Annotated in this window: 23 protein-coding genes; 19 read left to right on the top strand and 4 right to left on the bottom strand. The window is 58.8% G+C overall.

The window, feature by feature from the left end:
• Positions 1 to 11: 11 nt before the first annotated feature.
• From L6R44_RS02555 to L6R44_RS02540, 4 genes are read left to right on the top strand one after another with little or no spacing between them, the layout of a single operon-like run.
• Positions 12 to 1034 (top strand): ABC transporter permease, encoded by a 1023-nt coding sequence (locus tag L6R44_RS02555; RefSeq protein ID WP_008501701.1) that lies wholly within the window; start codon positions 12 to 14, stop codon positions 1032 to 1034.
• A complete protein-coding gene (ddpC, locus tag L6R44_RS02550; RefSeq protein WP_237423136.1) occupies positions 1031 to 1924 on the top strand; it encodes a D,D-dipeptide ABC transporter permease in 894 nt (297 codons plus the stop codon). The genes L6R44_RS02555 and ddpC overlap by 4 nt, the downstream gene beginning before the upstream one ends.
• Entirely contained in the window at positions 1924 to 2910 is a 987-nt protein-coding gene (locus tag L6R44_RS02545; protein WP_237423135.1) for an ABC transporter ATP-binding protein, read from the top strand. Before ddpC ends, L6R44_RS02545 begins: the two co-directional genes overlap by 1 nt.
• Entirely contained in the window at positions 2903 to 3832 is a 930-nt protein-coding gene (locus L6R44_RS02540) for an oligopeptide/dipeptide ABC transporter ATP-binding protein (RefSeq protein WP_237423134.1), read from the top strand. The genes L6R44_RS02545 and L6R44_RS02540 overlap by 8 nt, the downstream gene beginning before the upstream one ends.
• Here the strand turns inward: L6R44_RS02540 and L6R44_RS02535 are convergent.
• Entirely contained in the window at positions 3829 to 4578 is a 750-nt protein-coding gene (locus tag L6R44_RS02535) for an SDR family NAD(P)-dependent oxidoreductase (RefSeq protein WP_008501706.1), read from the bottom strand. The genes L6R44_RS02540 and L6R44_RS02535 overlap by 4 nt on opposite strands.
• Positions 4579 to 4693: 115 nt before the next feature.
• On the opposite strand from L6R44_RS02535, the gene L6R44_RS02530 reads away from it, so the two are divergent.
• A complete protein-coding gene (locus L6R44_RS02530) occupies positions 4694 to 5599 on the top strand; it encodes a LysR family transcriptional regulator (protein ID WP_237423133.1) in 906 nt (301 codons plus the stop codon).
• A gap of 23 nt (positions 5600 to 5622) precedes the next feature.
• On the opposite strand, the gene L6R44_RS02525 is transcribed toward L6R44_RS02530, so the two are convergent.
• Together L6R44_RS02525 and L6R44_RS02520 are read right to left on the bottom strand one after the other, a co-directional pair.
• A complete protein-coding gene (locus L6R44_RS02525) occupies positions 5623 to 6051 on the bottom strand; it encodes an OsmC family protein (RefSeq protein WP_014883900.1) in 429 nt (142 codons plus the stop codon).
• 75 nt (positions 6052 to 6126) lie between these two features.
• A complete protein-coding gene (locus L6R44_RS02520; RefSeq protein WP_237423132.1) occupies positions 6127 to 7008 on the bottom strand; it encodes a LysR family transcriptional regulator in 882 nt (293 codons plus the stop codon).
• Positions 7009 to 7118: 110 nt separating this feature from the next.
• Between L6R44_RS02520 and L6R44_RS02515 the strand changes: the two genes are divergently transcribed.
• From L6R44_RS02515 to L6R44_RS02445, 14 genes are all read left to right on the top strand, one after another.
• Positions 7119 to 7970: a Vmh family MBL fold metallo-hydrolase gene (locus L6R44_RS02515; RefSeq protein WP_237423131.1), complete on the top strand. Its 852-nt coding sequence runs from the start codon at positions 7119 to 7121 to the stop codon at positions 7968 to 7970.
• Positions 7971 to 8202: 232 nt separating this feature from the next.
• The gene (gene bdm, locus L6R44_RS02510; protein ID WP_237423130.1) at positions 8203 to 8418 is read left to right on the top strand and encodes a biofilm-dependent modulation protein; all 216 of its coding nucleotides are present in this window, start codon (positions 8203 to 8205) and stop codon (positions 8416 to 8418) included.
• 95 nt (positions 8419 to 8513) lie between these two features.
• Entirely contained in the window at positions 8514 to 8651 is a 138-nt protein-coding gene (sra, locus tag L6R44_RS02505; RefSeq protein WP_032640700.1) for a stationary-phase-induced ribosome-associated protein, read from the top strand.
• A 176-nt stretch (positions 8652 to 8827) separates the two neighbouring features.
• The gene (locus tag L6R44_RS02500) at positions 8828 to 10525 is read left to right on the top strand and encodes an NAD-dependent malic enzyme (RefSeq protein ID WP_008501715.1); all 1698 of its coding nucleotides are present in this window, start codon (positions 8828 to 8830) and stop codon (positions 10523 to 10525) included.
• A gap of 335 nt (positions 10526 to 10860) precedes the next feature.
• Positions 10861 to 11553 (top strand): hypothetical protein, encoded by a 693-nt coding sequence (locus tag L6R44_RS02495; protein ID WP_237423129.1) that lies wholly within the window; start codon positions 10861 to 10863, stop codon positions 11551 to 11553.
• A 234-nt stretch (positions 11554 to 11787) separates the two neighbouring features.
• Positions 11788 to 12267 (top strand): Hcp family type VI secretion system effector, encoded by a 480-nt coding sequence (locus tag L6R44_RS02485; RefSeq protein ID WP_237423127.1) that lies wholly within the window; start codon positions 11788 to 11790, stop codon positions 12265 to 12267.
• A gap of 414 nt (positions 12268 to 12681) precedes the next feature.
• A complete protein-coding gene (locus tag L6R44_RS02480) occupies positions 12682 to 14394 on the top strand; it encodes an ABC-F family ATP-binding cassette domain-containing protein (protein WP_237423126.1) in 1713 nt (570 codons plus the stop codon).
• A gap of 196 nt (positions 14395 to 14590) precedes the next feature.
• Positions 14591 to 15601 carry an alcohol dehydrogenase AdhP gene (gene adhP / locus L6R44_RS02475; RefSeq protein WP_237423125.1) on the top strand — a complete coding sequence of 337 codons (1011 nt, stop codon included), beginning with the start codon at positions 14591 to 14593 and terminating at the stop codon, positions 15599 to 15601.
• Between the two features lie 149 nt (positions 15602 to 15750).
• Entirely contained in the window at positions 15751 to 17370 is a 1620-nt protein-coding gene (locus L6R44_RS02470; protein WP_237423124.1) for a TIGR04028 family ABC transporter substrate-binding protein, read from the top strand.
• Positions 17371 to 17380: 10 nt separating this feature from the next.
• Positions 17381 to 18325, top strand: a complete 945-nt coding sequence (locus L6R44_RS02465) for an ABC transporter permease (protein WP_237423123.1) — start codon at positions 17381 to 17383, stop codon at positions 18323 to 18325.
• Positions 18322 to 19173: an ABC transporter permease gene (locus tag L6R44_RS02460; RefSeq protein WP_237423122.1), complete on the top strand. Its 852-nt coding sequence runs from the start codon at positions 18322 to 18324 to the stop codon at positions 19171 to 19173. The genes L6R44_RS02465 and L6R44_RS02460 overlap by 4 nt, the downstream gene beginning before the upstream one ends.
• Positions 19170 to 20777 (top strand): dipeptide ABC transporter ATP-binding protein, encoded by a 1608-nt coding sequence (locus tag L6R44_RS02455; RefSeq protein WP_237423121.1) that lies wholly within the window; start codon positions 19170 to 19172, stop codon positions 20775 to 20777. The genes L6R44_RS02460 and L6R44_RS02455 overlap by 4 nt, the downstream gene beginning before the upstream one ends.
• Complete coding sequence (locus tag L6R44_RS02450; RefSeq protein ID WP_237423120.1) at positions 20774 to 21763, top strand: putative FMN-dependent luciferase-like monooxygenase; 990 nt, start codon at positions 20774 to 20776, stop codon at positions 21761 to 21763. Before L6R44_RS02455 ends, L6R44_RS02450 begins: the two co-directional genes overlap by 4 nt.
• A 10-nt stretch (positions 21764 to 21773) precedes the next feature.
• Positions 21774 to 22865: an alkylhydroperoxidase domain protein gene (locus L6R44_RS02445; protein ID WP_237423119.1), complete on the top strand. Its 1092-nt coding sequence runs from the start codon at positions 21774 to 21776 to the stop codon at positions 22863 to 22865.
• Positions 22866 to 22871: 6 nt separating this feature from the next.
• Here L6R44_RS02445 and araJ read toward each other — a convergent pair whose 3' ends face one another.
• A complete protein-coding gene (araJ, locus tag L6R44_RS02440) occupies positions 22872 to 24047 on the bottom strand; it encodes an MFS transporter AraJ (RefSeq protein ID WP_032640721.1) in 1176 nt (391 codons plus the stop codon).
• Between the last annotated feature and the right edge of the window lie 126 nt (positions 24048 to 24173).

Genomic DNA, 24173 nt, shown 5'->3' with positions numbered 1-24173 from the left:
GGGGAAAGCGTATGACGTTCTGGAGCATCGTGCGCCAGCGCTGCTGGGGGTTACTCCTGGTGGTGGCCGGTGTCTGTATTATCACCTTTATTATTTCACACCTGATCCCCGGCGACCCGGCCCGTCTGCTGGCCGGCGACCGCGCCAGCGACGACATCGTGCAGAATATTCGCCAGCAGCTGGGGCTGGATCAGCCGCTGTACGTTCAGTTTGGCCGCTACGTGGACGCCCTGGCCCACGGTGATTTAGGCACGTCCATTCGTACCGGGCGCCCGGTTGCAGAAGACCTGAAGGCCTTTTTCCCCGCCACGCTGGAGCTGGCCTTTTGTTCCCTGCTGCTGGCGCTGGTCATCGGCGTGCCGCTGGGGATTTTGTCGGCGGTGTACCGCAACCGCTGGCTCGACCACCTGGTGCGATTAATGGCGATGACCGGGATCTCCACCCCGGCCTTCTGGCTTGGGCTGGGCGTCATTGTCCTGTTTTACGGGCACCTGCAGATCCTGCCGGGCGGCGGCAGGCTCGACGACTGGCTCGATCCGCCGACGCACGTCACCGGGTTTTATCTGCTGGACGCGCTGCTGGAGGGCAACGGCGAGGTCTTTTTCAATGCGCTGCAGCATCTGATTTTACCGTCGCTAACGCTGGCGTTTGTTCACCTGGGCATCGTGGCGCGTCAGGTCCGTTCCGCGATGCTGGAGCAGCTTAGCGAAGACTACATCCGCACCGCCCGCGCCAGCGGCCTGCCCGGCTGGTACATCGTCCTGCGCTACGCCCTGCCGAATGCGATGATCCCGTCGATAACCGTGCTCGGGCTGGCGCTGGGCGATCTGCTGTACGGTGCCGTATTGACTGAAACCGTTTTTGCCTGGCCGGGGATGGGTGCCTGGGTGGTGACGTCCATTCAGGCGCTCGATTTCCCTGCCGTGATGGGCTTCGCGGTCGTCGTTTCGCTGGCCTACGTGCTGGTTAATCTGGTGGTCGATCTGCTTTACCTGTGGATTGACCCGCGAATCGGGCGCGGAGGTGCCGAATGATGTTAACGCAGGAAACGCCCGTCCCGGTGAAAACCGCCAGACGGCGCATCAGCTGGGCAAAGCTGTTCTGGATGCTGCGTCAAAGCCCGCTCACGATCGTGGGCGGCGTGATTATGCTCGTGATGCTTTTCATTATGGTGGCCGCACCGTGGATCGTGCCGCACGACCCGAACGCGCTGGATCTGACCGCCCGCCTGCTGGCGCCTTCTGCACAGCACTGGTTTGGTACCGACGAGGTGGGCCGCGATCTGTTCAGCCGCGTGCTGGTCGGCAGCCAGCAGTCGATTACCGCCGGGCTGGCGGTGGTGGTGATTGCCGGCGGCATCGGATCGCTGCTGGGCTGTCTGTCCGGCGTGCTGGGCGGGCGCGGTGACGCCGTCATCATGCGGGTGATGGACATTATGCTCTCCATTCCCTCCCTGGTGCTGACCATGGCGCTGGCCGCCGCGCTTGGCCCGAGCCTGTTTAACGCCATGCTGGCGATTGCAATCGTCCGCATCCCGTTTTACGTCCGACTGGCGCGCGGGCAAACCCTGGTGGTGCGCCAGTTTACCTACGTTCAGGCCGCCCGCACGTTCGGCGCCTCCCGCTGGCATTTGATCCGCTGGCATATCCTGCGCAACGCCCTGCCGCCGCTGATTGTGCAGGCGTCGCTGGACATCGGCAGCGCTATTCTGATGGCCGCCACGCTGGGGTTTATTGGCCTGGGCGCGCAGCAGCCCACCGCCGAATGGGGCGCAATGGTGGCCGTTGGCCGTAACTACGTCCTCGACCAGTGGTGGTACTGCGCCTTTCCCGGTGCGGCGATTTTGATTACCGCCGTGGGCTTTAACCTGTTTGGCGACGGTATCCGCGACCTGCTGGATCCGAAGTCAGGAGGCAAACAGTGATGACCGAACCGGTACTGCATATTGAAGACCTGCACCTGAGCTTCCCGATTTTTCGCGGGGAGGTCCACGCGCTAAACCACGTTTCGCTGGCGATCGGCAGGGGCGAAATCGTCGGCGTGGTGGGCGAATCGGGATCGGGTAAATCCGTGACCGCCATGCTCGCCATGCGCCTGCTGCCGGAGGGCAGCTACCGTATCCATCACGGTAAGGTGACATTGCTCGGCGAAAACGTCCTGACGGCGTCCGAAAAACAGCTTCGCCAGTGGCGCGGCGCAAAGGTCGCGATGATTTTTCAGGAGCCCATGACCGCCCTCAACCCGACGCGGCGGATTGGCAAACAGATGGTGGAGGTGATCCGCCAGCATCGGCCGCTTTCCCGGCGCGAGGCGCAGCAAAAGGCAATTACCCTGCTGGAAGAGATGCAAATTCCGGACGCGAAGCAGGTCATGGCGCGCTATCCGTTTGAACTCTCCGGCGGGATGCGTCAGCGGGTGATGATCGCCCTTGCCTTCTCCTGCGAGCCGGAATTGATTATCGCCGACGAACCGACCACGGCGCTGGACGTTACCGTCCAGCTGCAGGTGCTGCGCCTGCTGAAGCACAAGGCGCGGGCCAGCGGCACCTCGGTGCTGTTTATCAGCCACGATATGGCCGTGGTCTCGCAGCTGTGCGACAGAATGTACGTCATGTATGCGGGCAGCGTGATCGAGAGCGGCGCCACGCAAACGCTGATCCACCAGCCTGTACATCCTTATTCCATCGGCCTGCTGCAGTGCGCGCCGGAAAACGGCCAGCCGCGCGATCTGCTTCCCGCTATCCCCGGCACGGTCCCCAACCTCAGCCAGCTTCCGCAGGGGTGCGCGTTCCGCGAGCGCTGCTTTGCCGCCGGGGCGAAATGCAGCGAAACGCCACGCTTACAGCCGAATGGCTCAGAAGGTCAACAGGCCGCCTGCTGGTATCCGCAACGGGAGAAACACCATGTCTGATGTACTGCTGGAACTGGATAGCGTGCACGTGAACTTTGCGGCGCGTAAAAACTGGCTGGGGCGCGTGACGGAACAGGTGCATGCGCTCAACGGGCTCGATCTTGAGATCCGCCGGGGGGAAACGCTGGGCATTGTCGGGGAGTCCGGCTGCGGGAAAAGCACGCTGGCCCAACTGCTGATGGGCATGCTTAGGCCCAGCACCGGCGCGTGCCACCGCGCGCATCACGCGGGCGGCATGCAGATGGTGTTTCAGGATCCGCTCTCCTCGCTCGACCCGCGCCTGCCGGTCTGGCGCATCATCACCGAGCCGGTGTGGGTGCAAAAGCGCAGCCCCGAGCGGGAACGCCGCCAGCTGGCGGAGAACCTGGCGCTGCAGGTGGGCATTCGCCCGGAGTATCTCGACCGGCTTCCGCACGCCTTCTCCGGCGGGCAGCGCCAGCGGATCGCCATCGCCCGAGCGCTCTCGTCCGATCCCGATATTATCGTGCTTGATGAACCGACCAGCGCGCTGGATATCTCCGTGCAGGCGCAAATCCTCAACCTGCTGGTGAACCTGCAGCAGCAGCGTAATCTGACCTACGTGTTAATTTCACATAACGTCTCGGTGGTCAGACACATGAGCGACCGCGTGGCGGTGATGTACCTCGGCCAGATCGTGGAGCTGGGCAGCGCCGCGCAGGTGCTTGGCGAGCCGCGACACCCCTATACCCAACTGTTGCTCGATTCGGTTCCCCGCACCGGCGAACCGCTGGATGAAACGCTGGCGTTGCGCAAAACGGAACTTCCCGGCAACCGTCATCTGCCCGAAGGCTGTTTTTTCCGTGACCGCTGCCCGATGGCCGCGCAGGGGTGTGAACGTCCCCAACCGTTACAGCCCTCACGCGAGGGCCGTCACGTTCGCTGCTGGCGCAGCCTGGGTTAGATTTGCGCCATCCCACCGTCCACGAACAGCTCGGTGGCGTTAATAAAGCTGGCCGCGTCGGAGGCCAGAAACGCCACCGCTTTACCCACCTCACCCGGCGCGCCTAAGCGTCCGAGAGGGACCTGCGCGGCCAGCGCGTCGTACAGCCCCTGACGGTGTTCTTCCGGCACCAGGTCGCCGAGACCGGGAGTTTTGATCGGACCCGGGCTGACCACGTTGACGCGGATCCCGCGGCCCTGCAAATCCAGCGCCCAGGAGCGGGCAAAGTTACGCACGGCGGCCTTGCTCGCGCTGTAGACGCTAAAGTTTGCCGTCCCCTTAATGGACACCGTCGAGCCGGTCAGAATAATCGACGATCCGGCGGAGAGCAGCGGCAGCGCCTTCTGCACCGTGAACAGCACCCCGCGAACGTTAGTGCCGAAAATCCGATCAAACTGCTCTTCGGTGATGGCGCCCAGCGGCAGCATATCGCCGCCACCCGCATTGGCGAACAGAATATCGAGACGGCCTTCCTCTTTTGCGATCCGGGCATAAACCTCATCCAGATCGGCAAGTTTAGAAACGTCGGCGCGAATGCCCACTGCCGTTGAAGCGATTTCAGCCACCGCCGCGTCAAGCTCGGCCTGGCGACGCCCGGTGATGTAAACCTTCGCGCCCTGAGCCGCCAGCTCCTGCGCCGTGGCAAGACCGATGCCGGTGCTGCCGCCGGTGACCAGTGCGATTTTTCCTGAGAGAGTCGTGTTCATGTCATTTACCTTCAGTTGGGTTTGCGTTGAACAAACTTTAGCCCTTGCGGCATTACTGAAAAACAGGCAAAAATGAAAATGACTATTCACGCAGGGAAATAATCTGGAGAGCATAATGGACCAGCTGATGGCTATGCGCGCCTTTACGCGAGTGGTGGAATCCGGCAGCTTTACCCGCGCGGCGGACTCGCTCAATATGCCCATCGCCACGCTGAGCAAGCTGGTGAAATCTCTCGAAACGCATCTGGAGATCCGCCTCCTGCACCGCACCACGCGCAGGGTGGTCGCGACGCCGGAAGGGATGGAATATTATGAAAAAGCGCTCAGGGTGCTGATTGATATCGAAGATATCGACACGTCGTTTCGCGTCTCGCGCGCAACGCCTAAGGGGCATCTGCGCGTCGACGTGGGCGGCTCTACCGCCCGCGACGTGCTCATCCCCCTGCTGCCGGATTTTATGCAGCGCTACCCGGATATCCGCATCGATCTTGGCGTGGCCGACCAGCCCGTGGACTTAATCAGCGGTAACGTAGACTGCGTGATCCGCGGCGGCCCGCTGGACGATTCGACCCTTATCGCTCGCCATCTCGGGAACGCTGAAATGGTCACCTGCGCGACGCCGGGTTACCTGAGAAACCATGGCGTCCCGGCCTATCCGCAGGAGCTGCGCAACGGCCACAAGCTGATTAGCTATCTCTCTCCCGCCACCGGGCGGCCGTTTCCGTTTCGCTTCAGGCAGAACGGCGAGGTGCTGGAAATCAATATTCCGCACTATCTCGGCGTGAATGAAAGCAATGCCCATCTGGCCGCTGCCGTGGCAGGGTTGGGGATCGTGCAGACGTTTGAGTATTCGGCCAAGCCGTATTTGCAGGCGGGAACCCTGGCGGCAATCCTGGACGACTGGCGCCCTGCCGCATACCCGTTTCATGTGGTTTACCCCCAGAACCGACATTTGACGCACCGTCTGAAGGTATTTATCGCCTGGCTGGCGGAAGTCTTTCCCGCCGCGCTGAAGGGATAGCCGGGCGCGAACCCGGCTGGGGCTTAGTTGAGTTTGTAATCGAGCGTGATGTCGGCTTTCAGCAACTGCGACACCGGACAGCCCGCTTTGGCTTTCTGAATGATGCCGTCGAACTGCTGGGGGGCGATGCCGGGAACGGTCACCTTGCTTTTAAGCGCAACCTTTGTGATGGCAAAGCCGCCGTCGGTTTTGTCCAGGGAGACGTCCGCCGTGGTATCAATGGAATCGGCGGTGTAGCCCGCTTCCCCAAGCATCAGCGACAGCGCCATTGAGAAGCAGGCGGCGTGTGCCGCGCCAATCAGCTCCTCAGGGTTGGTGCCCTTTTCACCTTCAAAGCGGGTGTTAAAACCATAAGGCTGCTGATTGAGAACGCCGCTCTCGGTGGAAACCGTTCCTTTTCCGCGCTTAATGTCGCCAGACCAGTGTGCTGAACCGTGCTTATGAATAGTCATTCTTGCTCTCCTTTTGGCTTACAAAGGGTTAAGTATAGAAGGCTGCTCAGATTCTGCGGCGAAGACAGACGAGTCTTAGTCGCCGAGTAGATGATGCGCCAGCGCGTCGAGGAACACGCGCAGCGCGGCGGGCTGGTATTCACGGGACTGATAAATACCGTGGATTGCCAGCGGTTTCGGCTCCAGCTCACTCAGCACCGGCACCAGTAATCCCTGCTCCAGCGCGGCACGCGCTTCACGCTCCGGCAGCATGGCGATACCGCAGTGCTTCATCGCCGCGTCCATGAGCAGCGAAGAGATGCTGGCGCTCAGGTTACCGCTGACGGCCACGCTCAGGCTTTCGCCTTCCGGCGTCAGGAAATGCCAGGACTGACCGGCAAAAAAGCTGTAGTGCAGGCAGTTGTGCTGGGCTAATGCTTCAGGGCTGGCGGGCGTACCTTGCTGAGCAAGATACTCCGGCGAGGCGCAAAGCACCGAGCGACACTCTCCCAGCCGGCGGGCAATCATGCCGGGTTCGGGATTGTCGGTAATGCGCACGGCCACGTCAATACGCTCTCCCACCAGGCTGACCGGGTGGTTGTTCACGTCCAGCTCAATGCGCAGCTGCGGGTAGCGCGCGAGCACGCCGGGCAGCACCGGCGCTATCAGTTGCATCGCGGTAAAGTGCGCGCAGGCCACCCGCAGGGTGCCGGAGGGCAGATCTTTCTCCGACTGGCCTTCAATTTCCTGCGAGATCTGCGAGAGCGTGCGCGTTTTTTGCAGCACCTTTTCCCCTGCCGCGGTCAGCGTCAGCTTGCGCGTGGAGCGGTTCACCAGGCGCGTGCCCGCCCACTTCTCCATTTGTTCCAGGTAGCGGCTGACCATCGGTCGCGAGATACCCAGCGCGCGGGCCGCCGCGCTCAAACTGCCCAGCTCGCATATCCGGTTGTAGACCTGAGCGGCAATAACGCGATCCATAGAAGCTCCATTTGCTCGATTTATGAAACTAAGCATGTCCTGTTTCAGGAATTCTGGCAAATGCAATTATCCGTACAATAGAAACATTCCTGAACAACAGAGACAACAGCATGAAACTCACCCACCTTGCCCTGCTTTCCACCCTCTTCACGCCGGCTGTTTTTGCCGCGCCGTTGACCATTGATACGTATAACCCGCAGGAGAAAGGCATTTTCCCGGTCTCCTCCACCCTGGTTTCCGGTCCGAAAGAGGCGGTGCTGTTCGACGCGCAGTTCAGCGTGAAGGATGGCGAAGCGCTGGTAGAGAAAATTCGCCGCAGCGGCAAAACCCTGAATAAGATTGTGATCACCTCCGGCGATCCGGACTTCTATTTTGGCCTGCAGCCGCTGGTGAAAGCCTTCCCGAATGCCAAAGTGGTGGCCACGCAGCACGTGGTTGACCATATTAAAGCCACCAAAGACGCCAAGCTCGCCTTCTGGGGCCCGCAGATGAAGGACGGCGCGCCGACGGAGCTGATCGTCCCGCAGGTCCTCGCGTCCACGACGTTTATGGTTGACGGGGAAAAGGTCGATATCGAGCAGCCTGACGGCTACGCGGCCTATGTGTGGATCCCGTCAGCAAAAACGATCCTAGGCGGTACGGGGGTGGCCTGGGGGATCCACGTCTGGACGGCTGACACCCAGACGGCAGAAAGCCGTAAGCAGTGGCAGGAAACCCTTATGAGCATGGCGGCACGCAAACCCGAGCGCGTGATCCCGGGTCACTATCTCGGCACGCCACCCGCCGGTACGGGCGCGATTGATTTTACCCGCGACTATCTCCAGCGCTTTGACAAGGCCCTGGCCGCGCACAAAGATTCCGCAGGCGTCATCAACACCCTGAAAAAACAGTACCCGGGTCTGGCGGACGAGAGCTCGCTGGAATTAAGCGCCAAAGTGAATACCGGTGAAATGAAGTGGTAATTTAAACGCTGCTCCTGCTATATTTCCGCGATAGCAGGAGCGCAGTCATAATATCCCCCGCCGTTACCCGTCAATATATCCACACCGTTTAAATGTGCATAAAAGCATGCACTTATGTCATTTTTATTTCTAAGATGAATCTGAGCCACAATCGGGAAAATATTTGCCATTCTGTTTGTGAATTAAATTTTTGCGAGCCGTACCATTAAACAGACAACGACACGGAGGCAGCATGTTTACTTATTACCCGGCTAATACCGCAGCAGCACAACCTGAACTCGTTAACGCGATTGCACAGGGTCTTCACGCCGAGCACGGTGCTGTGACTGAAGATGACATTTTGATGGAGCTGACCAGGTGGGTGGAATCCACAGACAATGCCATCCTCAGTGACATCTACCAGCAGACCATTAACTATGTCGTCAGCGGGCAAAACGCACCCTTGTAAAAACCTGCTAAGCTGGATCTGCAACCTAAGGGGTTACATTTCGTTTGCGTAAGCAAACTGGTCCTTAAAACTATCAACAGGATTGAGGAGTTAACATGAAATCGAACCGTCAGGCACGCCATATTCTGGGACTGAACTACAAGCTTTCTAATCAGCGTAAAGTGGTGATTGAAGGCGACAACGAAACGCAGGTCACTCACGCCACCGGCAGAAAACGCCACGCGGGCAAGTAGGTTCCAGACTGAGATCCAGAACACCATCGGTAACCCCGGTGGTGTTTTTGTTTATGTGTTGCGGTAATTAATATTTAGCTCCTTTATAATACCGCCTGACCGCACCCCATCGCACAGGCCAGAAAGATGACAAACAGCAGTGCCAGGGACGGATCTTCATAAAAAGAGTGAGTGACATGGACAACAAACTGAAAAAACATCGTTCCTTATACATCCCATACGCCGGACCGGTTTTACTCGAATTTCCCCTGCTTAACAAAGGCAGCGCCTTCAGCATGGAAGAGCGCAGCAGCTTTAACCTGCTTGGCCTGCTGCCGGAAGTGGTCGAGACCATTGAAGAACAGGCGGAGCGCGCGTGGATCCAGTATCAGGGTTTCAAAACGGAAATCGACAAACATATCTACCTGCGTAACATTCAGGACACCAATGAAACCCTCTTCTACCGCCTGGTGCAGAACCATCTGGAAGAGATGATGCCGGTGATCTACACCCCGACGGTGGGTGCCGCCTGCGAGCGTTTCTCAGAGATCTACCGTCGTTCACGCGGGGTATTCATCTCCTATCAGAACCGTCACAACATGGACGATATTCTGCAGAACGTGCCTAACCACAATATCAAAGTGATTGTGGTCACCGACGGCGAACGTATTCTCGGCCTCGGCGACCAGGGCATTGGCGGGATGGGGATCCCCATCGGTAAACTCTCTCTCTATACCGCCTGCGGCGGCATCAGCCCGGCCTATACCCTGCCGGTGGTGCTGGACGTCGGGACCAACAACCAGCAGTTGCTCAACGACCCGCTCTATATGGGCTGGCGTCACCCGCGCATTACCGACGACGAATATTATCAGTTTGTCGACGATTTCATCCAGGCCGTGAAGCACCGCTGGCCGGACGTGCTGCTGCAGTTTGAAGACTTTGCCCAGAAGAACGCGATGCCGCTGCTGAACCGCTATCGCGATGAGATCTGCTCCTTTAACGACGACATTCAGGGCACCGCAGCCGTGACCGTGGGTACGCTCATCGCCGCCAGCCGCGCGGCCGGCAGCCAGCTGAGCTACCAAAAAATCGTCTTCCTTGGCGCAGGCTCCGCAGGCTGCGGTATTGCCGAGCAGATTATCGCCCAGACGCAGCGCGAAGGCTTAAGCGAAGAGCTGGCCCGCTCCCGCGTCTTTATGGTGGACCGTTTCGGCCTCCTGACCGACGGCATGCCGAACCTGCTGCCGTTCCAGACCAAGCTGGTGCAGAAACGCGAAAACCTGAAAAACTGGGATACCGACAACGAAGTCCTTTCCCTGCTGGACGTGGTGCGCAACGTGAAGCCGGATATTCTGATCGGCGTGTCCGGGCAAACCGGTCTCTTCACCGAAGAGATCATTCGCGAGATGCACAAGCACTGCGAGCGCCCTATCGTGATGCCGCTGTCTAACCCGACCTCCCGCGTGGAGGCGACGCCGCAGGACATCATCGCCTGGACCGAAGGCAACGCGCTGGTTGCGACCGGCAGCCCGTTCGATCCGGTGGTCTGGAAGGATAAAACCTATCCGATTGCCCAGTGCAACAACTCCTATATCTTCCCGGGCATTGGTCTGGGGGTAATCGCCTCCGGCGCGTCCCGCATTACCGATGAAATGCTGATGTCTGCGAGCGAAACCCTGGCGGGCCACTCGCCGCTGGTCAACGATGGCGAAGGTCTGGTTCTGCCTGAGCTGAAGGATATTCACAAGGTGTCGCGCGCTATCGCGTTTGCGGTGGGTAAAATGGCGCAACAGCAGGGCGTGGCGGTTAAAACCTCCGCCGACGCGCTGCAGCAGGCCATCGACGACAACTTCTGGAAGCCTGAATACCGCAGCTATCGCCGTACGTCGATTTAATTCTGCGCTCAAACCGTTCCTTCTCCTTAAAGGGAGAGGGAACGTGAATACCCTCCTGCCTTTATTTTATTTGCCTCTACTACAGCATTTCACTGAACATTATTTAAAAAATCAATATTGCAACAACAATGCATGCCTCGTTGAAATATAAATATTTTGCATAACATTTTTTGCCTAATAAACAGTTTGCTTTAGGGGTTTAGTAACGTTTGGCATTTCTCATATAAGGCATTTTGAAATGGCAATTCCGGTTTGTTGTTGGGTGAAAGGTAATGAAGTGCAGACATCAAAAGCGCTATTGATTTGCAAAGTCGCGAGGGAAGCAAGGAGCGGTTATGTACTATAGCGATGAAGTGATACGTTATTTACAGGCGAATAACATCCTTGCGTTGAAACTCGACCACGCATTAACGGGTGTAGGAAAAGCCGTATCAAATCAGATTGAAACTATCGGCGCGGGTGCTACGCGCGCGCTGTATTATACGTCTTGCTTTACTGATGAATATCAGGATGTATGTCAGAAGCAAAAGTCCGAAGACATTCGCTTCGCTAAGAATGTTTACCATATTATATTTGATGGAGATGTTGTGTTTGAAATGCTCAAAATCTATTTTGAAGAAGTATTTCGGCACAAAACCTCCGATCAGCTAGAGCACATCAAACAATTACTAATGACTGTAAATATTCATATCGCCGCAAGTTCACTTACAAACGCGGGATTTGCTTTAGCAACAGCATCATTTGTTGCTGCGGGCATGAGTTTAAGTCTTGAACTCAGTGCGCTGGTTGGACGAAGGGCGGGACAGGTTGTTGGGGGATTTGGCATATACGGCGTAGTGCAGAAAGCAGCAGATAGTGCGCATCGTCTTCATATTACTTATCCTGCGTACTACTCAGCGCTATACGCTCAAGAACTGGAAATGTTGTACTTCCTGATAGAGCCCTTGTTTGAGCGGGCTGAGGCGTTTAAAGCACAATGGGTCTCGGATGGTGAGATTACAGATATCATAACCAGGATGATTCAATAATCATGATGCATCTTATTAAAAGATTTTTCAGGCGGATATTCAGGTCATTGATATCAATGTACGGCCCTGCGTTTTTGACACTTTTATTTGCAGTTGTCTTTTTCCAATTTTTTCCTGACGGGCCATTATGGCCTGTTCCCATATTCTTTATTTTAGTGATGGTTGCTTTATCGATATATGAATTTGTAAATCTCAAACGTTAGATTTAACGTAAATTAATTATAAGGAAATAGTATGTCTACGCCCGCACACTTATGGCTTGAAGATGAAAATGGTTCAACGATTGTTGGCAGTTGCCTTATGCCACTTCGCCAGGGGTCTATCGAGTTAAAATCCTTCTCTCACGGTGTCACTATCCCGGTCGACCCAAGCTGGGGAAAACTAACTGGAACGCGTGTCCATCGTCCTATCATAATAGTGAAGGAGTTTGATCAAACAACACCACTTTTGTATCGCGCTGTTTGTGAAGGCCGAACTATGAAGAAGGCCACAATTAAAATGTACCGTATTCTGGAATCAGGTATTGAGGCCGAGTATTTCAATATCATTCTGGAAAACGTCAAGTTCACAACGGTTGCACCCTACCTGTCTCCTAACAGTATGAGTAGTACACACCTTGAAACGCTCGAATTACGTTATGAAGCGATTACCTGGAAGTATACGGAGGGTAATATTATCTATCGTGATTCATGGAACGATCGTTGTTGTGCATGATGACGAAGGAGGCAAAGGGTGCTCTTGGTATTTCTTTGTTGTACCGTATTTAAGCATAGCCGCATCCATGGCGTCAGTTCTCACGCTAGCCCTGTATTTGCTTATACATAAAAGATAATCCAGGGCGGCGATGCTGCCCTTCTGCTAGGTTTATTGGGAAAAAAGTTATATAGTGATAGCTACCTACAAACTCATAACATATAAGGAGGCCAATTATGCTGTACTGTGAAATTTTCAATGTTTCACATACATTTGGTGATCGCACCCGCTCAAGCGTTATCGGTATCGTGCTGCGATAACTTCTGCTTGAGCGAAGACACCACCCCCTGAAATCCCTTCTCTCGGGCTTACTGAGTTATCGTCAGCGATGTTTGACGAGGCATAAACATGCCTGTAACTCTTGGGTAAGCAACAATGAGCACTTTACTCACTGCACAATCTTTACGCGTTGATACGGCGTTTGGCACGCTTTTCGACTCCCTCTCCTTTACGCTGAAAAAAGGCGACCGCATTGGTCTGCTGGGCGATAACGGCTGCGGAAAAAGCACGCTGCTCAAGGTGCTGGACGGCAGCGATTCCCCTGCTGCCGGTACGGTGGCGCTGGCCGGGCACTGCCTGATGGCCCGCGTGGAACAGCATCTCCCGGACGACATTTTCCCGCTGACCATGATCGATGCCGTACTCGCACAGCTGCCTTTAGCGGAGCGCGAAAGCCTGCGCTGGAAAGCCGAAACGCTGCTGGCGGGCATGGGCTTCACGCCGCAGGATATGATGCTGCAATCCGCCACGCTGAGCGGCGGGCAGCACACCCGCCTGCTGCTGGCGCGGGCGCTGATTCGCGAGCCGGACCTGCTCCTGCTCGATGAACCCAGCAACCACCTTGATTTGCCGACCATGCTCTGGCTGGAACACTTTTTACAGACCTGGTCAGGCAGCTTCGTGCTGGTCTCGCATGATCGGCAGCTGCTGGATGCCGTCACCAACGGCAGCTGGATCCTGCGTGATAAAACGCTGCACTACTTTGCCCTTCCCTGCACGGCCGCACGCCGGGCGCTTGAGGCAAAAGATGAAAGCGATGCCCAGCGCCACAGGGCGGAGCAAAAGGAGATCGACCGCGTGACCGCCAGCGCCAAGCGGCTGGCAACCTGGGGCAAGGTTTACGACAACGAAGACCTCGCCCGCAAAGCCAAACAGATGGAAAAACAGGTCGAACGGCTGAAAGAGAGCCAGACGGCGCTCACGGCAGGCAGTCCGTGGACGTTAACCCTGCGCGGCGACGCGCTGCGGGCAGACCGCCTGCTGGAGATGGAGGGCCTGAGCGTCCCGCCCGCACCCGGGCTACCGCCGCTGTTTAACATCGAAACGGCCCGGCTGAAAAGCGGCGATCGCGTAGCGATTGTCGGGCGTAACGGCTGCGGCAAATCATCGCTGATGAAGCTTATCTGGCGCTGTTTTTGCGATGAGCAGAGCGACGCGGGGCTGAAAATCCACCCGCGCGTGTCGCCGGGCTATTACGACCAGACGCTACACCAGCTTGCGGACAACGCCACGCTGCTCGACGCGCTGGAGCCTTTCGCTCCGGATCCGCAGAACCGCAAAATGGCGCTGATAAGCGCGGGTTTCCCGTGGGCACGTCACGGGCAGACGGTCAGCACGCTCAGCGGCGGCGAACGCTCGCGCCTGCTGTTCGTGGGCCTGACGCTTGCCCGCTACAGCCTGCTGATGCTGGATGAGCCGACCAACCACCTCGACATGGAAGGCAAAGAGGCGCTGGCGCAAACCCTTCAGCAGTTCGACGGCGGCGTATTGCTGGTCAGCCATGACCGTCAGTTAATCAGCCAAAGCTGCAACCGTTTCTGGCTGATTGAAGAGGGAAAACTGAGCGAATGGCACGACGCCCAGGCGGTGTTTGAGCGCCTGCGGGAAAGCGCGGGGCTGGTGACATCCGCCACGCCTGACATCGCTGCGGCGACGGTGCAATCCTCGCCGTATGACGATCTGCTCGAAAGGCTGGTCGCGCTGGAAACGCTGCTGGCAGACGATCTGGCGCGTAAGCCGAAGCATCAAAAGCCGCAGCTGCAGGCGCAATGGCGTAAAGAGATAGAGGAGATAGAAGCACGGCTGTAGGTCTGCGCCCGGCGAGCGCCTCGCCGGGCCAGAATTTTCCCCCTTAATTATTAGAGGAACGCCGTATTCTTAATCTGAAATCGAATCAAATGATGACATTATGTTGCTGCAGCCTTGCATTACCAGGCTAATGTATTAATCCTTAAGAGGTACTACACCTGCTATGCAGATTCTTATCATGAACAAGGAGATACACATGAAGGCTGCTGTTGTTACTCAGGATCATCAGGTTAACGTCACCGAAAAAACCTTACGTCCGCTTAAGCACGGTGAAGCCCTGCTTAAGATGGAATGCTGTGGCGTATGCCATACCGATCTCCACGTTAAGAACGGTGACTTTGGCGATAAAACCGGCGTGATCCTCGGCCATGAAGGGATTGGCGTCGTGAAAGAAATCGGCCCTGGCGTGACGTCGTTGAAGGTCGGCGACCGCGCAAGCGTGGCCTGGTTTTTTGAAGGCTGCGGTCACTGCGAATACTGTAATAGCGGTAACGAAACCCTGTGCCGTGACGTGAAAAATGCCGGTTACTCGGTAGATGGCGGCATGGCGGAAGAGTGCATCGTTACCGCGGATTACGCGGTAAAAGTGCCGGACGGTCTGGATTCCGCAGCGGCCAGCAGCATCACCTGCGCGGGCGTGACCACCTACAAAGCGGTGAAGGTATCGGGCATTAAACCGGGCCAGTGGATTGCCATTTACGGTCTGGGCGGGCTGGGCAACCTCGCGCTGCAGTACGCCAAAAACGTCTTTAACGCCAAAGTCATCGCTCTTGACGTTAACGACGAACAGCTGAAGCTGGCGGCCAGCATGGGTGCGGATCTCACCATCAACTCCCGCAGCGAAGATGCCGCGAAAATTGTCCAGGAGAAAACGGGCGGCGCGCATGCCGCGGTCGTCACTGCCGTCGCAAAAGCGGCCTTCAATTCAGCGGTTGACGCCGTGCGTGCCGGTGGCCGTGTGGTCGCGGTGGGCCTGCCGCCGGAAGCGATGAGCCTCGATATTCCGCGTCTGGTGCTGGACGGTATTCAGGTGGTGGGTTCGCTGGTCGGCACCCGTCAGGACCTGCAGGAGGCGTTCCAGTTCGCCGCTGAAGGCAAGGTCGTGCCGAAAGTCACGATGCGTCCAATCGAGGACATCAACGCCATCTTTAAAGAGATGGAACAGGGCCAGATCCGTGGCCGTATGGTGATCGACCTGCGTTCATAATCGTCCACCTTTCATCACCGCTCCTCTCCGGGGCGGTTTTTTTATAGCCATTTTCCGGCAATCCTTATCTTAATTCCTTTGTTCCCTTGTTTTCCCCTGCGCCCGATGATGAATCCGACGCTAACAAGAAGATAACAAAGGAATTCACCATGCCAACCCCATTTCGTCTGCCGCTGCTGACGGCGCTGATTCTGACGACCACCGCAGCCTGGGCCGCGGATGCGCCCGTCAAAGGCGGCACCCTGATTTATCTGGAGCAACAGGCGCACACCAACCTCTATCCGCCTGCAGGTGGTTTTTACCCCAACGGCGGCATTCTTAACCAGATCACCGACAAACTGACGTGGCAGAACCCAAAGACGCTGCAGGTGGAGCCGTGGGTCGCCGAAAGCTGGACCACCAACGCCGATAAAACCGAATACACCTTTAAAATTCGCCCGGGGATCACCTTCTCCGACGGCACGCCGCTGGACGCCACCGCCGTGGCGAAAAACTTTGATACCTACGGCTTAGGCAATAAGGCGCAGCGCCTGCCGGTGTCAGAAGTAATCAATAACTACGATCGCAGCGAGGTGGTCGACCCGCTGACCGTGAAGTTCTTCTTCAAAAAACCGTCACCGGGATTCCTGCAGGGCACCGCCACCATCGGCTCGGGCCTGGTCTCGCTCAGCACGCTGAAGCGCAACTTCGAAGAGCTGGGAGACGCCCGGCATATCATCGGCTCCGGCCCGTTTGTGGTGAAGGACGAGAAGCTGGGTCGCGAGGTGACGCTTGAAGCGCGCAAAGATTACCAGTGGGGGCCAAAAAATCTGCCGCAGCAGGGGCCGGCCAATCTCGACGGCATCAAGTTTATCGTCACCCAGGAAGACAGCGTGCGCGTCGGCGCCCTGCTGGCCGGTCAGGCGGATTTTATTCGTCAGGTACAGGCGTATGACGAAAAGCAGGCCACCGATCGGGGCTATAAAATCTACGCTGCCCCAACGCGCGGGGTGAACGACAGCATCAGCTTCCGCCCGGATAACCCGCTGGTTTCCGACGTTCGCGTGCGACAGGCGCTTCTGCACGCCACCAATGCCAAACAGGTGGTCGAGACCCTCTTCTCGGCCAACTATCCGCAGGCGAAGTCGGTGATTGCCGATTCCGCCGCGGGCTTTGTCGATCTCAGCGACAAGCTGACCTTTGACCCGGCAAAAGCCAACCAGCTGCTGGATGAGGCAGGCTGGAAGGCGGGCAGCGACGGGATCCGCGCCAAAAACGGCCAGCCGCTGGCGCTGACGGTGTATGAGTCGCTGCCGCAGCCGCAGAACAAAGAGGTGCTGCAGCTCCTTGCCCAGCAGTGGCGACAGGCGGGCGTGGCGCTGAGCGTCAAGGCCGGTGACGCAGGCAGCCGCACGCTGGATAACCTTGACCCGCTGAAAACCCCGCTCACCGTCTCCGAAGTGGGACGCGCCGATCCGGACGTGATCAAAAGCATGTTCTACCCCGCTAACCGCGACGCGCTGCTGCAAAAAGGCGGATCCAGCGACAAGGTTAAAAACTTCCGCGACGACAAGCTGAATGCCCTGCTGGTGAACATTTCTGCCGAAGTCGATCCGCAAAAACGCCTCCAGCTGACGGGTGACGCCCAGCGCTACCTGCTGGATAACGCCTACGTCATTCCGATTTTCGAAGAGCCGCAGGTCTTTGCCGGCGCGCCGTGGCTGAAAGGCGTAAATTTCGAAGCGGTAGGCCGCCCGTCGTTCTACGGCGCGTGGATTGAGAAACACTGAGGAGCTGACGATGCGCCACGCACTTCTTCAACGCTTTGGGCACGGGCTGCTGGTGCTGTGGGCCGCCTTTACCCTCTCGTTCGTGTTGCTCCAGGTGCTGCCTGGCGACGCGGTGCTGATTAAATTTCAGAACCCGGACCTGGGCCTAAGCCCGGCGCAAATCGAGGAGATGCGCGTGGCCTACGGCGCGGACAGCCCGCTGTGGCAGCAATACGGCCACACGCTGCTGGCGATGCTGCGCGGGGATTTCGGCTATTCGTTGCAGGCCGGCGTCCCGGTCAGCGAGCTGATCGCCAGCAATCTGCCGGATACCCTGAGCCTTGCCCTGCCCGCGTTTGCACTCGCGGTCCTGCTGGCGTTTGCGATCGCCTTTGCGTCGCGCCTGCCGGGCCTGCGCTGGCTGAGCAATACCCTCCAGTCTCTGCCGGTTCTGTTTATCTCCTTACCGACGTTCTGGCTGGGGATTGCCCTCATCCAGCTCTTCTCTTTTCAGCTGCGGCTGATCCCGGTGATTAACCCGACGCCGCTGCAGGGGCTGATCCTGCCCGTCGTGACCGTCGCGATCCCGATTTCCGCCCCGCTGGCGCAAATTCTGATGCGCAGCCTGGACCAGGTGGCGACGCAGCCGTTTGTCGCCGTGGCGCGGGCCAAAGGGCTGAGTGAAACCGCCGTCCTGTGGCGTCACGTGACAGGCAACGCCCTGCTGCCGGTCCTGAACGTTGCCGGGCTGCTGCTGGGCGAGCTGATTGCCGGGGCGCTGATCGCGGAAACCGTTTTTGGCCGCAGCGGGCTCGGCCAGCTGACCCAGCAGGCGGTGAATAACCAGGACATCGCCGTGCTTCAGGCGGTGGTGATGATTTCCGCCCTCGGTTTTGTCCTGATCAATCTGCTGGTGGATCTGCTGATGCCGCTGCTGGATCCTCGTCTGCAAACCGTTACCGGAGGTGCATCATGAGCCTTGTAGATTACGCTGCCGCCGCGCGAAAACGCGTTCCGACGTGGCGGGGAATAGCATGGCAGCCGGGACTGTGGCTGGCATGGGCGGTGATGATTCTCGCCGTTTTTGCCGCCGTGGCCCCCGGCCTGTTAACCCACTTCAGCCCGATTGAGGGTATCGCTGGCGCGCAGCGCCTGTCCCCGCAGGCGGGACACTGGCTCGGCACCGATCAGCTTGGCCGCGACGTTTATACGCGCATTGTGTATGGCGCGTCCCACTCCTTAAGCGCGGCGCTCGCTGCCGTCACGATGGGGCTGGTGGTGGGCACCGGTCTGGGAGTCATCGCCGGCGCGTTCGCCGGACGCGTCGAGTCTCTGCTGATGCGTTTCGTCGACGTGCTGCTCTCCATCCCGTCACTGCTTCTTTCGCTCACGGTGATTATTCTGCTCGGGTTTGGCACCGTTAACGCCGCAATTGCCGTCGGCGTGGCCTCCATTGCCAGCTTCGCCCGCCTCGCGCGCGGTGAGGTCGTGCGCATCCGGCACACGGATTATGTCGAAGCGGCGTTTGGCAGCGGCGGGACGTTTTTCGCCGTGCTGTGGCGACACATCCTGCCCAACGCCTTAACCGCCGTCGTCGCCTTTGCCACGCTGCAGTTTGGTCAGGCGATCCTGGCGCTCTCCACGCTGAGCTTTCTCGGCTACGGCACCCCGCCGCCCGTGCCGGAATGGGGCTTACTCATCGCCGAAGGCCGTAACTATCTCTCTACCGCCTGGTGGCTCACCACCTTCCCCGGCGCGGTGGTCATCGCCGTGGTGCTGGCCACTAACCGTATCAGCCAGCAGTTCAGCGGAGGCCTGAAATGACCGTACTCTCGGTAGAAAATCTGACCATCAGCTACCGTACCGCCCGCCAGTGGCGCGAGGTGGTGCATAACGTGAGCTTCACCCTCAGGCGCGGAGAAATGCTGGCCTTTGTCGGCGAATCCGGATCGGGTAAAACGACCACGGCGCAGGCAATTATTGGCCTGCTGGCCGATAACGCCCGGCGCGACGCGGGAAAAATCGTCCTCAACGGCGAGGAGATCGGCCGCTGGTCAGCGAAGCGTCTTGATACCCTTCGCGGGGCGCGAATTAGCCTGGTTCCGCAGGATCCGGGTAATTCCCTCAACCCGGTGAAGACCATCGGCGTGCAGGTCGGGGAAATTATTCAGCTGCACCAGAAGGTGACCCGCGCCCAGCGCGACGAGCAGGTGCTTGCCCTGCTGACAAAGGTCGGCCTGAGCCACCCCGAACAGCGCATGACGCAGTATCCGCATCAGCTTTCCGGCGGCATGAAGCAGCGCGTGCTGATTGCCATCGCCATTGCCCTGCGCCCGGACGTCATCATTGCCGACGAGCCCACCAGCGCGCTGGACGTGACGGTGCAAAAACGTATTCTTGACCTGCTGGATATCCTGCGCCGGGAATCGGGTACCGCCGTTCTGTTTGTTACCCACGATCTGGCCCTGGCCGCGCAGCGCGCGGACAGGCTGCTGGTGTTTCGCAACGGTGAGGTTCAGGAGCACGGCGACACCGCCGACATTGTCCGCACGCCGCAGCACGCCTACACCCGTCAGCTGTTGAGCGACCTTCAGGGCCAGCGCCTGACCATTGCCCCAGTGGCAGGTCTGCCGCTCGCGTCCCCGGCCATTCGCGCCCGCGCCATCAGCAAACACTTCTCACTCGGCAAAGGCCATCAGCTTCAGGCGCTGGATCGCGTGACGTTTGACGTCAGGCGCGGCAGCACCCATGCGCTGGTGGGTGAATCCGGCTCAGGGAAAACCACCCTCGCCCGTATTTTGCTGGGTTTTGAACAGGCGGATAACGGACAGATCATTATTGATGACATTGATGCCACCGCGCTCAGCCGCGAGGCCCGCCGTCAGCTACGCCAGAAGATCCAGTTTGTCTACCAGAACCCCTTTGCCTCGCTCGACCCGCGTCAGACGCTGTTTGACATCATTGAAGAGCCCCTGAAAAACTTTTCTCGCCTCGCGAAGGCGGAGCGCAAGATCCGGGTGGAAACCGTAGCGCGGCGGGTTGCCCTGCCCGTCGAACTCCTGACCCGTACGGCCAGAGAGCTTTCAGGCGGGCAGCGCCAGCGCGTGGCCATCGCCCGGGCGCTGATCCTGGAGCCGACCATCCTGGTGCTGGACGAAGCCACCTCTGCGCTGGACGTCACCGTCCAGGCGCAGATCCTGGCGCTGCTTCAGCAGCTGCAGCAGCAGCTGGGATTAACCTACCTGTTTATCACGCACGATCTGTCTACCGTGCGCCGGATCGCCCACAGCGTCACGGTGCTGCGCAGCGGTCAGGTGGTCGAACACGGTGACGTCGAAACCGTATTCACGTCGCCGCAGAACGACTACACCCGCGAACTGATTGACGCCATTCCCCATTTTTCACTCGCTACGGAGGAGTTCGCATGACGCGAAAACGCCTGGGATTTTTCACCCGCCTGCTTGACGACGCCACGCCGAAGGAGCGCTATCGTCTGGCAACTGAGCAAATCCGCCACGCCGAACGCCACGGTTATGACAGCGCCTGGATTGCGCAGCACCACTTTCATGAAAGTGAAGGCGGCCTGCCGTCGCCGCTGCTGTTTCTGGCGCACGTAGCCGCGCATACCGAAACCATACGCCTGGGTACGGCCATTATTACCCTGCCGATGGAAAACCCGCTGCGCGTGGCGGAAGATGCCGCCGTGCTCGATTTGCTCGCCAACGGGCGTCTTGAAGTCGGTTTTGGTTCCGGCGGCACGCCGACCTCATTCCTGCCGTTCGGCCTGACGTTTGAACAGCGCGGCGCGGCCTTTGCTGACCATCTGCATGCGATCCAGAGCGCCTGGCGCGGGGATTCGCTCACCCATCCGGATAACCACCTTTACCCGCCTGCGCCGCAGCTGGCCGACCGTATCTGGATTGCCACCTTTTCCGTCGACGGTGCCGTTCGCGCCGCGCGGGCCGGACACGGTTTAATGCTCTCCCGCACGCAGCCGCGCCCGGCAGACCGGCCGGATCTCACGCTCGACGCGATCCAGAACCCGATTGTGGATGCCTACCTTGAGGCATTGCCCGCCGGTGTCGCACCGCGCATTCTGGCCTCCCGTACGGCGTTCGTCGCCGACAGCGACGACTATGCGCTGAGGGTCGCCACGCCGGGTCTCACTAAACAGGCCCAGCAGCATCGCGCTGCCGGACACGCGGTTAAAGGTGACACTGTCACCGATTTTCGTCGCCAGTTCGACGCCCATATCGGTTCGCCCGAGACGGTGCTGCGTTCGCTGCAGGCCGATTCCGTTCTCCGGCGCGCCACGGACATCTCATTCCAAGTCCATTCGGTCGAGCCCACGCATCGCGACACGCTGCGGTCCATCGAACTGATCGCCGAACATATTGCCCCCCATATCCATTGAGGAGATACCTATGTCATTAAGTCAGGACATTCTCGCCGAGCTGGCGGAAATTAAACCCGGTTCCCCTCTGGCAGAGGCGCGCGCCACGCGGGACGCCGCCACGCGCCATGCACAGGGCAGCTACGAAATTTTATTTACCCAGCAGGATAGCGATTTTGCGCTGGACGAGCGATTCGCCGTGGCGGCAAAAGTCGCCAGGTGGCACAGCGCCGAGGCGCTGGCCGCGCACTATGCGGGGTTTGGCCTGGCAGACCCGACCTCAGACCGTCTGACCCCGGCGCTGAACTTCGCGCGGCTGCTGACCTTCTCCCCCGTCGAAGCCACGCCGACATCCTTAAGGGCGCTGACCCAGGCGGGATGGAGCAAGGAAGGCATCGTGACTCTGGCGCAGCTTATCGCCTTTGTCAGCTTCCAGAGCCGACTGATTGCCGGGCTGCGGCTGCTGAACGACAGGCCCGTCGCCACAAGCGACGCGCCGGTGGCGGCAGGCGTCTGGCACACGACCGCAGCCACGGCTACCGGAAAGGCGGCTCCCGTCGCGTTTACCCAGCGGGAGCTGGGCTGGGAGCCGTGGATCGCCGCCAGACCGCTGGCGGATTTCCGTGACCACGAGGTGGCGATTCTGGCGAAGTTTGGCCATACCGATTCCGACTATTTCCGCCTGCTTGGGCGCAACCTGCCGGTGCTTGAACAGCGCACGCTGACCGATAAAGGGATTTTTTATACGCCGGGGGGATTGCCGCGCGCCGAGCGCGAGCTGGCGGCAACGGTCGCCAGTAAAATTAACGGCTGCATCTACTGCGCATCTGTCCATGCGCGCAAAGCCAGCCAGCTGTCAAAGGATGACGAGGCGGTAGAAGCCCTGCTGGCCGTGCGTCCGGGACAATCCCTGAGCGAGGGGCAGTCTGCGCGCTGGCAGGCGGAAATCAACTTTGCGGCGGCGCTGTCGGTGACACCGCCTGCCGCCACGCCGCTGCACCTCGCCGCGCTGGAAAAAGAGGGGCTGGATACCTTAGCCCAGCTTGACCTGGTGCAGTCCGCGGCGTTCTTCGCGTGGGCCAACCGACTGATGCTGACCCTGGGCGAGCCCTGGCTTGCCTGAATGAAATCAGGCTAGCGCGCGAGCGTTAGCCTGGGCCCGTCGGGCGCGCAGGTAACCGTAGATCAGCAGCGCGCTCATGGCCGAGAACGAGAGTATCGCCGCAGGCAGCGTGACGTAGCGCCAGCTAAAGCCGAGGGTAATCATCATCCCGCCAAAGTACGCGCCAATGGCACTGCCGAGATTAAACGCCATCTGCCCCCCGGCCGCCCCCAGCATCTCACCGCCCTTCGCATTTTGCAGCAGCAGGATTTGCAGCGGCGCAGAGAGCGCGAACAGCCCGGCACAGCAGATAAAGCCCATGACCAGCGAGGCCGTTTTCAGTCCGCCAAAGGCGAAAAGCAGCAGCAGCGAGGCGACAATCACCATGTCGGTGGTGGCCGCTATGCGCAGCGGGCTAAAGCGTCCCGAGAGTTTGCCGCTCAACATATTGCCCAACACCATGCCGAGGCCCATCAGCATCATGATGGCGGTCATCACCCCTTCCGAAAAACCGGAAACGTTAACCATAAACGGCTTAACGAAGCTGAACCAGGCGAACACGCCGGCGTTGCCAAACATGGTGGCAGCAAAAATCAGCCAGGGCTCCGGTTTCTTCAAAAAGTGGAATTGCTCGGTCAATTTGATTTCTGATGTGTCGCGGATGTCCGGCACCCAGAGCAGAACCGAGAGGATCACCAGCGCATCGAACACGGCTATCAGGAAAAAGGTATAACGCCAGCTAAACTGGTGCCCCAGCCAGGTGCCCAGCGGAACGCCCACCAGGTTGGCCACGGTCATCCCGGCGATCATGCCTGCCACCGCAACGGTCACCTTCCCCGGTGGCGCAATTTTAGACAGGATAATCGCCCCGACGCCAAAAATGGCCCCGTGCGGAAAACCGGAAATCAGCCGCCCCATCGCCAGCCAGAAATACGATGTTGAAAACGTAAACAGGGCGTTCCCAACCGCGCACATGGCGACCAGAAACAGCAGCGTCGTTTTTAACGAGAACTTACCGGAGAACAGCGCCACGATGGGGGCGCCAATCACCACGCCGAACGCATAAAACGAGATCATATTCCCGGCGGCGGGAATCGAAATACCGGCGTCACGCGCCAGCTCGGTGAGCACGCCCATAATGCCAAATTCGGCCATGCCGAGGCCAAATGTGCCCAGCGCCAACGAAAATATTGTCTTTTTCATGCCTCAACCACGGGTTAATCACTCGCAACGGGCATTATTGAATAATCTTGTATGGTGAGCCAGTTCAAATCAGCTGGCTGACAGGTTAATCCATTAATTCAGGTGGATTACACTTCATAGTGCGGC

The sequence above is a fragment of the Enterobacter cloacae complex sp. ECC445 genome, assembly GCF_021892025.1.
In the GTDB taxonomy this organism is placed as follows: domain Bacteria; phylum Pseudomonadota; class Gammaproteobacteria; order Enterobacterales; family Enterobacteriaceae; genus Enterobacter; species Enterobacter chengduensis.
Note: the sequence above shows the minus strand (reverse complement) of the source record. Positions and strands in the feature narration are given on the sequence as shown.